Origin of the sequence: Bradyrhizobium dasycarpum (assembly GCF_042019905.1) — a bacterium.
Taxonomy (GTDB): Bacteria; Pseudomonadota; Alphaproteobacteria; order Rhizobiales; family Xanthobacteraceae; genus Bradyrhizobium; species Bradyrhizobium japonicum_B.
Window position 1 is genome coordinate 4,261,136 of the sequence record NZ_CP169574.1, and the last position, 13,196, is coordinate 4,274,331.

Here is a 13,196-nt window from a genome sequence, read left to right on the forward strand (position 1 = left end):
AAGAGAATTCACATGTCTCCTGATCTTCTCAAGCTCATCTTCGGCCGGCTCGGCTTCGAATCGCTGCCGCTGCACGAGCCGATCGTCGTCGGCACCTTCGTCGTGGTCGCGCTCGGCGGCGCCGCGCTGCTCGGCGCCCTCACCTATTTCCGCCTCTGGGGCTATCTCTGGCGCGAATGGTTCACCACGGTGGACCACAAGCGCATCGGCATCATGTACATGATCCTCGGCATCGTGATGCTGCTGCGCGGCTTTGCCGACGCGCTGATGATGCGCGGCCAGCAGATGCTCGCCTTCGGCGGCTCCGAGGGCTATCTCAACGCCCATCACTACGACCAGGTCTTCACCGCCCACGGCGTGATCATGATCTTCTTCGTGGCGATGCCGCTGGTCACGGGGCTGATGAACTACGTGGTGCCGCTGCAGATCGGCGCGCGCGACGTGTCGTTTCCGTTCCTGAACAATTTCAGCTTCTGGATGACGGTCGGCGGCGCGGTGCTGGTGATGGCCTCGCTGTTCATCGGCGAGTTCGCCCGCACCGGCTGGCTGGCTTATCCGCCGCTGTCGAACATCGGCTACAGTCCCGATGTCGGCGTCGACTATTATATCTGGGCGCTCCAGGTCGCCGGCGTCGGAACGACTTTGTCCGGCATCAACCTGATCTGCACCATCGTCAAGCTGCGCTGCCCCGGCATGACCATGATGAAGATGCCGGTTTTCACCTGGACCTCGCTCTGCACCAACGTGCTGATCGTCGCCTCCTTCCCGGTCCTGACCGTCGTGCTCGCGCTGCTGTCGCTCGACCGCTACGTCGGCACCAATTTCTTCACCAACGACTTCGGCGGCAGCCCGATGATGTACGTGAACCTGATCTGGATCTGGGGCCACCCCGAGGTCTACATCCTGGTTCTCCCGGCGTTCGGTATCTTCTCGGAGGTGACCTCGACCTTCTCCGGCAAGCGGCTGTTCGGCTACACCTCGATGGTCTACGCCACGGTGGTCATCACCATCCTGTCCTACCTGGTCTGGCTGCATCACTTCTTCACGATGGGCTCGGGCGCCAGCGTCAACTCGTTCTTCGGCATCACCACGATGATCATCTCGATCCCGACGGGCGCGAAGATGTTCAACTGGCTGTTCACGATGTATCGCGGCCGCATCCGCTACGAGCTGCCGATGATGTGGACCATCGCCTTCATGCTGACCTTCGTGATCGGCGGCATGACCGGCGTGCTGCTGGCGGTGCCGCCAGCCGACTTCGTGCTGCACAACAGCCTGTTCCTGATCGCGCACTTCCACAACGTGATCATCGGCGGCGTGGTGTTCGGCGCGTTCGCCGGCATCTCCTACTGGTTTCCGAAGGCGTTCGGCTTCAGGCTCGATCCGTTCTGGGGCAAGCTGTCGTTCTGGTTCTGGGTCACCGGCTTCTACCTCGCCTTCATGCCGCTCTACGTGCTCGGCCTGATGGGCGTGACCCGCCGCCTGCGCGTGTTCGACGATCCGTCCCTGCAGATCTGGTTCGTCATCGCCGCGATCGGCGCCGGCCTCGTCCTGCTCGGCATCATGTGCATGCTGATGCAGTTCGCGGTCAGCTTCCTCAGGCGCGAGCAGCTCAAGGACGTCACCGGCGATCCCTGGGATGCCCGCACGCTGGAATGGGCGACCTCCTCGCCGCCGCCGGACTACAACTTCGCCTTCACCCCCGTCGTTCACGACAACGACGCCTGGTGGGACATGAAGCGCCGCGGTTACCAGCGCCCCCTCACCGGCTTCAGGCCGATCCACATGCCGAGCGGCACCGGCACCGGCATCATCCTCGCCGGCCTCGCCACCGCGATGGGCTTTGCTCTGGTCTGGTACATGTGGTGGCTGGCGGCGCTGAGTTTCGTCGCGATGCTCGCCGTCGGGATCGGCCACACCTTCAACTATCACCGCGACTTCGACATTCCGGCTGAAGACGTCATCCGGACCGAGGACGCGCGCACCAAACTGCTCGCCGGAGCCAAGTAAATGACTGTCGCCGTTCATCCCTCGCAGACCGGCGAGCCGGTCTTCTACCTCGCCGACGAGCATCCGCATCCGGAGGGCTGGAGCACCTCGCTCGGCTTCTGGATCTACCTGATGAGCGATTGTCTCATCTTCGCGATCCTGTTCGCCACTTACGGCGTGCTCGGCGGCAATTACGCCGCCGGACCCGCGCCGAAGGACCTGTTCGACCTGAACCTGGTCGCGGTGAACACCTCGATGCTGCTGCTGTCGTCGATCACCTACGGCTTCGCGATGCTGACGATGCAGCAGAACAAGGTCGCCCAGACGCAAGTCTGGCTGGCGATCACCGGCCTGTTCGGGGCCGCGTTCATCGGCATCGAGCTCTTCGAGTTCGCCCACATGATCCACGAGGGTGCAACGCCCCAGCGCAGCGCCTTCCTGTCCGCCTTCTTCACCCTGGTCGGCACCCACGGCCTGCACGTCTCCTGCGGCCTGATCTGGCTGGTGACCTTGATGGTGCAGGTCGGCAAGTTCGGCCTGATCGAGGCCAACCGCCGCCGCCTGATGTGCCTGTCGATGTTCTGGCACTTCCTCGACGTGGTCTGGATCGGCGTCTTCACTTTCGTCTATCTCCTGGGAGTTCTGCGATGAGCACCAATCATCATGCCGCCCACGCCGACGATCATCACCACGGGGACGGCCACGCTCACGGCACGTTCTCGAGCTACATGCTCGGCTTCGTGCTCTCGGTCGTGCTGACCGCGATCCCGTTCTGGCTGGTGATGAGCGGCGCGCTGCCGAGCAAGCAGGTCACGGCGCTGGTGATCATGGCTTTCGCGGTCGTGCAGATCGTCGTGCACATGATCTACTTCCTGCACATGAACACGGCGTCCGAGAACGGCTGGACCATGATGGCGCTGATCTTCACCGTCGTGATGGTGGTGATCGCGCTGTCGGGTTCGCTGTGGGTGATGAGCCACCTCAACAGCAACATGATGCCGATGCACCAGATGAGCGGAATGAAATGAGCGAGGCCGGGACCGTGACGGACAGGGAAGGTGCGCCGCGCAGCAAGGCTGCGCCCGGCCCTTCCCTGTGGCTCACGGTCCTCTCGCTTGTTGCCTTCGTCGTTCTGATCGCGCTCGGAATCTGGCAGATCGAGCGCCGCGCCTGGAAGCTGGCCCTGATCGACCGCGTCGAGCAGCGCGTCCATGCTCCGGCCCAGCCGCTCCCCGCGCCCGCGTCATGGCCTGCGGTTTCCGCCGCCACCGACGAATACAGGCACGTCCGCCTCAACGGCCGCTTCCTGCATGACCGTGAGACGCTGGTCCAGGCCGTCACCGAGGAAGGCCCGGGCTATTGGGTGCTGACGCCGCTTCTGCGCGAGGACGGCACGCAGGTCCTGATCAATCGCGGCTTCGTGCCGTCGCAGCGGCGTGACGCATCGACCCGCCGGGACGGCAATCCCGACGGCCAGGTCGAGATCACCGGCCTGCTCCGCATCACCGAGCCCAAGGGCGGGTTCCTCCGAGACAACGTGCCCCAGCACAACCGCTGGTATTCGCGGGATGTCGCCGCGATCGCGGCGGCCCGCGGCCTGCACGACGTCGCACCTTTCTTCGTCGATGCCGACGCCCGATCACAATCCGCTGGCGGTCCCGTCGGCGGATTGACCGTGGTGCGCTTTCCCAATAACCACCTGATCTACGCGCTGACGTGGTTTGCCTTGGCCTTCATGCTGGCCGGCAGGCTTGCCGTCACATTCGGCGGCGGGCTGTTCCGCCGCAGCAGAGCCCTGAATGGCTTCGTCCACCAACCCGCCGGCGGCCCGGATGCCGCCGCGCGCAGGACGGGATCAGATGCTGGAACGATCGTCGAGTCGACCTGACGACGGGAAGACGCTTCCCCACACACTTGCTCATGACGGCCTGGCCGTCACGCTGCAATCGCAGGCGGACGCGCGCAGCGAGCTGATCGGCCCCACTCCGGCCAGCGACGAGACCAATCGCAAGAACATGGCGCTGCTGATCCAGCTGCGCTGGACCGCGGTGGTCGGCCAGATCGTGACCATCGGCGCGGTGCATTTCGGCCTCGGCATCCCCCTGCCATTGGAGCGGATGGGCGCGGTGATCGGCGCGCTGGTGCTGCTCAACGTCTCCAGCCTGATCTGGGTGCGCCATCGCGCCGCGATCACCAACAACGAGCTGCTGGTCGCCTTGATGCTGGACGTGGCCGCGCTGACCGCGCAGCTCTATCTCAGTGGCGGCGCCACCAACCCCTTCACCTCGCTGTTCCTGCTTCAGGTGACGCTCGGCGCGGTGCTGCTCGATGCCCGATCGACCTGGTCGCTGGTCGCGCTGACCTGCGCGAGCTTTGTCTGGCTGACCCTGGCGTACCGGCCGCTGGATTTGCCGCCCAATCCATTGAGCGAGACCTACACCCTCACCGTGGCAGGCATGTTGCTCGGCTTCGTGCTCAACGCCGTGCTGCTGGTCGTGTTCGTCACCCGCATCAATCGAAACCTGCGCGAGCGCGACGCGCATCTGGCGGCGCTGCGCCAGCATGCCGCCGAGCAGGACCACATCGTGCGCATGGGCCTGCTCGCCTCGGGTGCGGCCCATGAGCTCGGCACCCCGCTCGCCTCGCTCTCGGTCATCCTCAGCGATTGGCGCCGCATGCCGGCTCTTGCCGCCGACCAGGAGCTCGCCGAAGACCTCGCGGAGATGGAGACATCGCTGCAGCGCTGCAAGTCGATCGTAACAGGCATTCTGGTCTCGGCCGGCGAAGCGCGCGGCGAAGGCTCGTCGCCGACCACGGTGACGGCGTTCGTGACCGCCCTGGTCGACGAATGGCGCAACGCGCGCTCGGCCCGGACGCTCTACTTCGTCAATACGTTCGGCGCGGACGTTGCCATCGTCTCCGACATCGCCTTGAAGCAAGTGATCTTCAACGTGCTCGACAACGCCTATGAGGTCTCCCGCGACTGGGTCGAGCTCGTGGCCGAGCGCGAGGGCGACAACCTGGTGCTGTCGATCTCTGACCGCGGCCCCGGCTTTGCGCCGGAAATGCTGGCGCAGCTCGGCAAGCCCTACCACTCCAGCAAGGGCCGCGCCGGCGGCGGGCTCGGCCTGTTCCTGGTGGTGAACGTGGTGCGCAAGCTGGGCGGCACCGTCATCGCGGAGAATCACAGGAAGCGCGGCGCCACGGTACGCCTGACGCTGCCGCTGGCAACGCTGGCGATCGGAGGGAATTTTGACGCCTGACCGTTCACTCATCGTCGTCGAGGACGACGCCGGCTTCGCGCGCACGCTGAAGCGCTCGTTCGAGCGCCGCGGCTACGACGTCGTGCTGGCCGCCTCGATCGAGGAGGTGCGCCAGGTGCTGGAGCAGCGCTCCTTCGGCCATGCCGTGGTCGACCTCAAGCTTGGCGGCGCCTCGGGACTCGCCTGCGTCGAGCTGCTGCACGAACACGACCCCGACACGCTGATCGTGGTGCTCACGGGCTTTGCCAGCATTTCGACTGCCGTGGAGGCGATCAAGTTGGGCGCCTGCCACTATCTCGCAAAACCCTCGAACACGGACGACATCGAAGCTGCCTTCACCAAGGCCGCGGGAAACACCGAGGTCGCACTCGACGCCCGGCCGACCTCGATCAAGACGCTGGAATGGGAGCGTATCCACCAGACCCTGATCGAGACCGATTTCAACATCTCGGAAGCGGCGAGGCGATTGGGCATGCACCGGCGCACGCTGGCAAGGAAGCTCGAGAAGCGGCCGGTGAAGTAGGCCCTCATCATCTCAGCGCTGTCATTCCGGGGCGTGCGAAGCACGAACCCGGAATCCATCGGGCCACAGAGACGGTGGTTGAATGGATTCTCAGGTGCGCAATTGCGCGCATCTGCAGCCGTACCCCACCCTCCGAACTCAACAAAAAAGCCCGGCCGAACGGCCGGGCTTTTGATCTCTTGCGGTCGACGCGAGCCGCTTACGCGGCCTCGTCGGCGACGGTGGTGTCGTCGCCATCGCTATCGTCGGTCTCGCCCTCGGCATCCGCTTCGCCTTCGGCGGCTTCCGCCTTGGCATTGCGGCGCGGGCTCTTGGCGAGCTGGGCTTCGATCTCCTTGACCGCTTCGGTCTCGGTCGAGTGCTGCACCACCGCGATCTCGCGGGACAGGCGATCGAGCGCCGCTTCATAGAGCTGGCGTTCGGAGTAGGACTGCTCCGGCTGCGATTCCGAGCGATAGAGGTCGCGCACGACCTCTGCGATCGCGACGATGTCGCCCGAATTGATCTTCGCTTCGTATTCCTGGGCGCGGCGCGACCACATCGTGCGCTTGACGCGGGCGCGGCCCTTGAGCGTCTCGAGCGCCTTCTTCACCAGCGTCGGCTCGGACAGCTTGCGCATGCCGACATTGGCGACCTTGGCGGTCGGCACGCGCAGCGTCATCTTGTCCTTGATGAAGTTGATGACGAACAGCTCGAGCTTCGCGCCGGCGATCTCCTGCTCCTCGATGGCCAGGATCTGGCCGACGCCATGAGCCGGATAGACGACGAATTCGTTGGCCTTGAAGCCCTGGCGCTGGGTCACGACCTTCTTTTCCTCGACCTTCGGCGCAGCAGCGGGCTTCGCGGCCGGCTTGGCAGCGACGGGAGCCTTGGCAGGAGCAGCAGCAACGGGAGCCTTCGGCGCGGCGGGCTTGGCAGCGGGAGCCTTGGCGGCAACGGGCTTGGCGGCAGCAGGCTTTGCAGTCACAGACTTGGCAGCAGGCTTGGCAGCGGTCGCTTTCGCGGCCGGTTTGGCAGTCTTGTTAGGCATTGCGCTTCTTTTGTTCTTCGAGGACTTTGCAGCCGGCGCCTTCGTCGCGGTCCGACCCTTGGATGCGCTACGGCTGGCCGCGGCGACTTTTTTGGCCTCCTTATGGGAAGCCCTCGCTGAAGTACTCTTTTTACGCGTTTTCTGTGACACAGCCTGCGCGCGGAAACTGCCACGCCCCTGTTCGACATTGGTTTCACGGGAACCCAGAGGGGCCAAAGGGGCTGACGGGGTTCGGCTTAATGTGCCCAATATAGCACATTTCCCGCAAAAATCAATGATTTAGGGGTCTTCAGGGCTGGTTTTCGGCGGCGACGCCGCTATTAGGGTTAAGTTTGGGACCGATTTAGTCGCCGGAGCCGGGGTTCGGGGAAAAATATTTCTCGAACTTGCCTTCCATGCCGTCGAATTCCTTGGCGTCGGCAGGTGATTCTTTCTTCTGGGTGATGTTCGGCCAGCTCTTGGCGTAGTCGGCGTTGACCTGGAGCCACTTTTCCAGACCCGGTTCCGTATCCGGCTTGATGGCGTCGGCGGGGCATTCCGGCTCGCACACGCCGCAATCGATGCACTCGTCCGGGTGGATGACGAGCATGTTGTCACCCTCGTAGAAGCAGTCGACCGGGCAGACCTCGACGCAGTCGGTGTACTTGCACTTGATGCAGTTTTCAGTGACGACGTAAGTCATCCAACGCTCCGAAAAGCTCTTTTAGAAGTCGCGGCTTGCCTAGCGCGGATGGCCCGGCGCCGCAAGGTCGGGAAGGCTCGATCATGACGGCTTTGCGTGTTTGATCGACCAAGAAATGAATGCGATGCGCAATTAATTGCGCATCCCGAGCTCCTCGTAGAGCACGCGGGCCGCGGCAGCATCGCCGCGGCGCTCGCTAAAGCTTGTCACTTTCAACACGCGCACCGTGCGGTCGAGCGCGATGGTGAGCACGTCGCCGACCTTGACCGCATGCCCCGGCGAGGTCTCGCGGGTGCCGTTGATGCGGACATGGCCGGTGACGACGAGCTCGGCCGCGGAGGTGCGCGCCTTCACCACCCGCGCGTGCCACAGCCATTTGTCGAGGCGCTGCCGCTCGGTCGTGGGATCACTCCTTGCGGCCGGACAGCTGCTCTTTCAGCGCGGCGAGCTTGGCGAACGGCGAGTTCGGATCGGCGGGCCGGTCGCGCTCGCGCGGATTCGCGCCTCGAGGCGTAGGGGCGCAGCGACGGACCGGACTCGCGATCCCGGCGGTCGCGGCCCTTGTCGCGGTCGCGGCCACGATTGTCGCGGCCCTTGTCGCGGTCGCCGCCGAACTTGCCCTTGTCGCGATCACGCCCCTTGTTGTCGCGATCCTTGCCCTCGAAGCGGCGCTGCTTGTCGTCGCGCCCCTCGGGACGCGGCGCGCCTTCGCCGCCACCTTCGCGCGGCTTGCGGAAGTCTCTGCCGCCGTCCTTGCGATGGCCGCCGTGACGATGGCCCGGCTTCGCGCCTTCGGCGGCTTCGCCGGGCGCAGCGCCGGCCTCGCCACCCGCCTGCGCACGCTGGTTGTTGTGATGACGCTGGTGGCGGTGGCGCTCGTGGCGCGGCTTGCGGTCGTCGTGACGGCCACCGGGACGCCAGACCTCGACCAGCTCGGGCTCGGCCGGCGTGGCCGCGGCCTCAGGCGCGGCAGCGTCGGGCGATGCAGCGGCTTCCGTTGCGGCGGCTTGGGCGGCAGCAGCCTCAAGGCCGGCAGCCTCTGGGGACGCTGTGGGCTCGTCCGCCGGCGGCGCGATGCCGGGGGCGTCTTCCGGCGTCACGGGCGCCGCGGCGGCGGCTTCCGGCGCGGGCGCGGCGTCGTGAGCCTGCTCGTCCTGCGGCTCGATGCCGGGAGCATCTTCGACGGTGACGGCCTCAGCGGCAACTTCGGTGGATGCGGCCGGCGCCTCGGGCAGCCCGGCAACGGCCTCCGCTGCGGTCTCGGTTGAGGTCTCGGTTGAGGTCTCGGCGCTGCCTTCAACCGGCGGCGTCTCTGCCGCGACCGTTTCCGTCACGACCTGCTCCGTCACGACCTGCTCGGCAACGACGGGCTTTGGCGGCAGCGGCGGACGCTTCTCCATGCGATAGCCGAGCGCGCGCAGCACCGAGGCAAAATCCTCGCCGGCTGAGCCGGTGAGCGAGGTCATCGCCTGCGTCACGACGAAGCTGCGGCCGTCGAAGGCGCCGGCGGGCTTCTCGCCGGAGGCGTTCTCGCGCCAGGCCAGCGCCGGGCGGATCAGATCGGCCAGACGTTCCAGAATGTCGACGCGCACGGCGCGTTCGCCGGCCTGCTTGTAGCCGAGCACGCGATAGGCATCGCGCGGCAGCGCCTTGTCGACCGGGAACGAGGTGCGCCCCGAGGAGGCCAGATGCTGCGCGCCCGACAGCGAGGACAGATCGACATTGTCCTGCTTCAGCGCCCACAGCAGCGCCGCGAGCGCGCGCGCGGCGGGCTTGAGCAGGCCGGGGAAATAGATGTGATAGGCGCCGAAACGGACGCCGTATTTGCGCAGCACGGCACGCGAGGACTGGTCGAGATCCTTCAGCTCGTTGGCGATCTTCGGACGCTCGAGCACACCGAGCGCCTCGACGAGCTGAAAGGCGATGCCGCGGGCGATGCCGGTGACGTCCTCGGCCTTGGAGAGCTCGAACATCGGACCGAGCAGCTTCTCGATATGGGTCTTGAGCCAGAGCTCGAGCCGCGCCTGCACCTTGTCGCGGGGGCGCCGGTCAGGCGCTCGTCGGAGATGATGCGGATGCGCGGATGCAGCGCGTCCTCTGCGGCAGACAGCCGCGCCACGGCGTCGCCGGTCCAGCGGATGATGCCTTCCGAGGTCAGCACGAACTGGTCGTCCGGCGCGTTGCCGAGCCGTTCGGCGCGCATGTTGATCTCGCCGGCGAGCACCGCTTGCGCTGCAGCCTGCAAGGCTTTCGCATCGGAGCCGGCTTCCGCAGCGTCCGGTGCAAAGGTGAAGCCGTCGAGGCGGCCGATGACATGGCCTTCGACGATGACTTCGCCGGTCTTGCCGATTTCAGTATTCAAGCTCGTGTTCTCCCGCAGGCGGCGCATCAATACACTGGTCCGGCGATCAACGAAACGCTCAGTCAAGCGTTCATGGAGCGCATCCGATAATTTATTTTCGACTTCCCGCGTGATTCCCTGCCAGCGCTCGGGGTCTTTCAGCCAGTCCGGGCGGTTGGCGACGAAGGTCCAGGTGCGGATCTGCGCGATCCGGGCCGACAGCGTGTCGATATCGCCGTCGATGCGGTCGGCCTGGGTGACCTGGGCTTCATACCAGGCATCGGGGATGCAGCCCTTCCGCATCAGGAAGCCGTACAGCGTCGTCACCAGCTCGGCATGGGCGGCCGGCGACAGTTTTCGGTAGTCGGGGACCTGGCAGGCCTCCCACAGCCGTTCCACCGCGATCTTGCCATGCGCGATATCGCGCACCTCGACGTCGCGGGCGGCATGGTCGAGCACGCGCATGTCCTCGGCGACAGGCGCGCGCGTCAGCGCCTCGTGGCCGGGCGCGAGGTTGAGCGACACCTGCAGCGCGCCGAGCGAGGAGAAATCCAGCCTCGAATTGCGCCATTGCAGCATCTTCACGGCATCGAAGGTGTGGTTCTGCAGCGCGTTGACGAGCTCGGGCTCGAACGGCGCGCAGCGCCCCGTGGTGCCGAAGGTGCCGTTGCGGGTGGCGCGGCCGGCGCGGCCGGCGATCTGCGCGAATTCGGACGGCGTCAGCCGGCGGAACTGATAGCCGTCGAACTTGCGGTCGGAGGCGAAGGCGACGTGGTCGACGTCGAGATTGAGGCCCATGCCGACCGCGTCGGTGGCGACGAGATAATCGACGTCGCCGTTCTGGAACATCTCGACCTGCGCGTTGCGCGTGCGTGGGCTGAGCGAGCCCAGCACCACGGCGGCGCCGCCATGCTGGCGGCGGATCAGCTCGGCGATGGCGTAGACTTCATCGGCCGAGAACGCGACGATGGCGGTGCGGCGCGGCTGCCGCGTGATCTTGCGGTCGCCGGCGAATTCCAGCTGCGACAGCCTGGGACGCGTGATCATGGAGACGCCGGGCAACAGCCGCTCGATGATCGGGCGCATGGTGGCAGCGCCCAAGAGCAGCGTCTCGTCGCGGCCGCGGCGGTTGAGGATGCGATCGGTGAAGACGTGGCCGCGTTCGAGATCGGATGCGATCTGCACCTCGTCGACGGCGAGGAAGGAGAGATCGAGGTCGCGCGGCATGGCTTCGACCGTCGAGACCCAATAGCGCGGATTCCTGGGCTTGATCTTCTCCTCGCCGGTGACGAGCGCGACCGCCTCGCTGCCGACCCTTGCGGCGATCTTGTTGTAGACCTCGCGCGCGAGCAGGCGTAGCGGCAGGCCGATCATGCCCGAGGGATGCGCGAGCATCCGCTCGATGGCGAGATGGGTCTTGCCGGTGTTGGTGGGACCGAGCACCGCGGTGACGCCAGCGCCGGGCACACGATCGGACGCTGCGCGCTCGGAAGCGAAGGGGGAGGAGGAAAAAGCCATGTCTGAGGGATTAGGTAGTGGCGATTTGGGCGAATGTCAGTGCTGGATTGGGGCGGGGAGGTGCATGGCGCCAAATGTGTGTATCGCCGTCATCGCCCGGCTCGACCGGGCGATCCAGTACGCCGCGGCGGTTGTGACGAAGCCGAAAGACCTCGGCGTACTGGATGCCCCGGTCAAGCCGGGGCATGACAGCGGAGGGTTGGGAAGCATTGCCGAGAATCCCCCGCAACTGTCTCACTTTGCGACGCTTTTCCTGTCCGTCTTAAGCTTCGGAACGACTCTAGAACGAATCGCGGCCGAATCGCTGACTCCAGATTGAGTCCCGTTCCGTTCACGCAACATGTCGCGCCAGTCCTATCGGCAATGACTAGATGGAGTTTTCGGCCGCTGGACAAGTGAGGTTTCGCGGGCGGAAAGCCTTAAGTTGGGGACGGCGCGGAGTCGAATCAGAATCGGGAAGGAGTCAAATGGATTCCCGGATGGAGCCTCCCCAACCCATTTTTTGCGAAAACAACCCCATGCACAGTAGAACGGCCATTGAATTTGTTTGCTTTTTCTCGTCTCTCCCTCCCCGTCATTCCGGGGCGCGACGCAGTCGCGAGCTACGGTGCGCCATTGCGCACCTGAGAATCCATCGGACCGCAGGGACGGTCGCCCGATGGATTCCGGGTTCGCGCCAAGGGGCGCGCCCCGGAATGACGGCGGAGGAGAACGCGCTGCGGCCAAAAGGCCTACTGCGTCTTCGCCACGCGCGGCGGCTGGGCTGTGGTGACGAAGCTGGTGGCTTCCAGCATGGCCGGCCCCAGCGGGGTCGGCACCTTCAGCCAGAACGGGACCAGGATGCGGGTGCCCGCCACCGGGGCGAAGGCGATCTCGATGTTGCGCTGGGCGGCGAGGTACTTGATCACGGGGCGGTCGGGGATGTAGCCGGCGACCGGCACGAAATAGAGCGAGCAGACCACCACCGGGCCGCGATAGCCCTTTTCCGCCTTCACGGTCTCCATGCGCTTGAAGTCGAGCTTGAGGTCGTAGCGCATGCGGCCGTCGAACACCGGGGCCGAGCTGTGGCAGGCCTCGGGCGTAACAGGGTCGCCATTGCCGGGCACGCGCAGCAGCGAGGCCGTCATGGGGTCCCAGACGCCGCGGCGATGGGCGTCGGTGACGACGATGCGATCGGGGTCGACCGGGGGTTCGGGGAGGATGGAGAAATCCTTCACGTTGCCCTTGTCGAGCGTGATGCGGATCTCTTCGGTCTTCTTCTGCGTGGTGGTGGAGGCCTGGTAGCCGGTCGCAACCAGCGCGCCGTTGACGATGCGGCCTTGGCTGGCGCCGGTGCCGGAGCCGCCGGTGAACGACTTCAGCAGGCCGGTGGTGCCGCCGGCCGCGGCGGCCGAATACACGTCGTCCTGGATATCGATGTTCCAGCCGCCCTTGCCGACGGGAATGCCCGACAGCGAGGCCTCATATTGCGCCTCGAGCTTGCCCTGCGCCGCCGCCGGCATCGCGCCCCACGCCATGCCCAGGCCGCAAAACGCCGCCAGCCAGCCGGCCAGGCGCGGCCGGAGGGAGCGCAATGTGGGCGCAGACAAGGGCGATATCAGCACGAAACAATCCAATCGGGCCGCGATACGCTGTTACTTAAACCAGAAATCGCGGCAAACAATGTGTCCGGGCCTGTCGAACCGGGAACTCCACCGGACTCTTCGATCGCGAATACGCCCTTTATATGATGGTAAGGCGCGACAAACATTGCCGTTTTGGTGATGAGGGGGAGAGGTAGCCGCGGCCTCCTTACCTCTCCCGCTTGCGGGAGAGGTCGCGCGGAGCGCGGGTGAGGGTTCTCTCCTCTG

General features: G+C 65.6%; 11 protein-coding genes and 1 pseudogene. 7 read left to right on the forward strand and 5 right to left on the reverse strand.

Going from position 1 to position 13,196, the window contains the following annotated elements:
* Positions 1-12: 12 nt before the first annotated feature.
* Genes cyoB through ACETMP_RS20560 form a run of 6 tightly spaced genes read left to right on the forward strand, consistent with a single transcriptional unit; the run spans position 13 to position 5,775 of the window.
* Complete coding sequence (gene cyoB / locus ACETMP_RS20535) at positions 13-2,010, forward strand: cytochrome o ubiquinol oxidase subunit I (protein WP_375157610.1); 1,998 nt, start codon at positions 13-15, stop codon at positions 2,008-2,010.
* Positions 2,011-2,640 carry a cytochrome o ubiquinol oxidase subunit III gene (gene cyoC / locus ACETMP_RS20540; RefSeq protein WP_375157611.1) on the forward strand — a complete coding sequence of 210 codons (630 nt, stop codon included), beginning with the start codon at positions 2,011-2,013 and terminating at the stop codon, positions 2,638-2,640.
* Positions 2,637-3,017, forward strand: a complete 381-nt coding sequence (gene cyoD / locus ACETMP_RS20545; RefSeq protein ID WP_375157612.1) for a cytochrome o ubiquinol oxidase subunit IV — start codon at positions 2,637-2,639, stop codon at positions 3,015-3,017. The genes cyoC and cyoD overlap by 4 nt, the downstream gene beginning before the upstream one ends.
* Complete coding sequence (locus tag ACETMP_RS20550; RefSeq protein WP_375157613.1) at positions 3,014-3,877, forward strand: SURF1 family protein; 864 nt, start codon at positions 3,014-3,016, stop codon at positions 3,875-3,877. Before cyoD ends, ACETMP_RS20550 begins: the two co-directional genes overlap by 4 nt.
* Complete coding sequence (locus tag ACETMP_RS20555) at positions 3,849-5,252, forward strand: ATP-binding protein (RefSeq protein ID WP_375157614.1); 1,404 nt, start codon at positions 3,849-3,851, stop codon at positions 5,250-5,252. The genes ACETMP_RS20550 and ACETMP_RS20555 overlap by 29 nt, the downstream gene beginning before the upstream one ends.
* Positions 5,242-5,775, forward strand: a complete 534-nt coding sequence (locus tag ACETMP_RS20560; protein WP_375157615.1) for a response regulator transcription factor — start codon at positions 5,242-5,244, stop codon at positions 5,773-5,775. Before ACETMP_RS20555 ends, ACETMP_RS20560 begins: the two co-directional genes overlap by 11 nt.
* A gap of 199 nt (positions 5,776-5,974) precedes the next feature.
* Here ACETMP_RS20560 and ACETMP_RS20565 read toward each other — a convergent pair whose 3' ends face one another.
* From ACETMP_RS20565 to ACETMP_RS20580, 4 genes and pseudogenes are all read right to left on the reverse strand, one after another.
* Positions 5,975-6,805, reverse strand: coding sequence for a CarD family transcriptional regulator (locus tag ACETMP_RS20565; RefSeq protein ID WP_080672300.1), 831 nt, complete (start codon positions 6,803-6,805; stop codon positions 5,975-5,977).
* A gap of 343 nt (positions 6,806-7,148) precedes the next feature.
* Positions 7,149-7,487 carry a ferredoxin FdxA gene (gene fdxA / locus ACETMP_RS20570; protein WP_018643465.1) on the reverse strand — a complete coding sequence of 113 codons (339 nt, stop codon included), beginning with the start codon at positions 7,485-7,487 and terminating at the stop codon, positions 7,149-7,151.
* A 132-nt stretch (positions 7,488-7,619) separates the two neighbouring features.
* Entirely contained in the window at positions 7,620-7,841 is a 222-nt protein-coding gene (locus ACETMP_RS20575; protein ID WP_375157616.1) for a S4 domain-containing protein, read from the reverse strand.
* A gap of 52 nt (positions 7,842-7,893) precedes the next feature.
* Positions 7,894-11,346: pseudogene (locus tag ACETMP_RS20580) on the reverse strand (helicase-related protein).
* 64 nt (positions 11,347-11,410) lie between these two features.
* Here ACETMP_RS20580 and ACETMP_RS20585 point away from each other — a divergent pair.
* On the forward strand, positions 11,411-11,665 hold the full coding sequence (locus ACETMP_RS20585) for a hypothetical protein (RefSeq protein WP_375157617.1): 255 nt from the start codon (positions 11,411-11,413) through the stop codon (positions 11,663-11,665).
* Between the two features lie 412 nt (positions 11,666-12,077).
* Here the strand turns inward: ACETMP_RS20585 and ACETMP_RS20590 are convergent, their stop codons facing one another.
* Positions 12,078-12,887, reverse strand: a complete 810-nt coding sequence (locus ACETMP_RS20590) for a DUF3108 domain-containing protein (protein ID WP_375161945.1) — start codon at positions 12,885-12,887, stop codon at positions 12,078-12,080.
* Between the last annotated feature and the right edge of the window lie 309 nt (positions 12,888-13,196).

Bases quoted from the DNA above. Each gene is read 5' to 3' on its own strand.
- cyoB (WP_375157610.1), top strand. From the start codon at position 13: ATGTCTCCTGATCTTCTCAAGCTCATCTTCGGCCGGCTCGGCTTCGAA.
- cyoC (WP_375157611.1), top strand. From the start codon at position 2,011: ATGACTGTCGCCGTTCATCCCTCGCAGACCGGCGAGCCGGTCTTCTAC.
- cyoD (WP_375157612.1), top strand. From the start codon at position 2,637: ATGAGCACCAATCATCATGCCGCCCACGCCGACGATCATCACCACGGG.
- ACETMP_RS20550 (WP_375157613.1), top strand. From the start codon at position 3,014: ATGAGCGAGGCCGGGACCGTGACGGACAGGGAAGGTGCGCCGCGCAGC.
- ACETMP_RS20555 (WP_375157614.1), top strand. From the start codon at position 3,849: ATGCTGGAACGATCGTCGAGTCGACCTGACGACGGGAAGACGCTTCCC.
- ACETMP_RS20565 (WP_080672300.1), bottom strand. From the start codon at position 6,805: ATGCCTAACAAGACTGCCAAACCGGCCGCGAAAGCGACCGCTGCCAAG.
- fdxA (WP_018643465.1), bottom strand. From the start codon at position 7,487: ATGACTTACGTCGTCACTGAAAACTGCATCAAGTGCAAGTACACCGAC.
- ACETMP_RS20585 (WP_375157617.1), top strand. From the start codon at position 11,411: ATGGCGCCAAATGTGTGTATCGCCGTCATCGCCCGGCTCGACCGGGCG.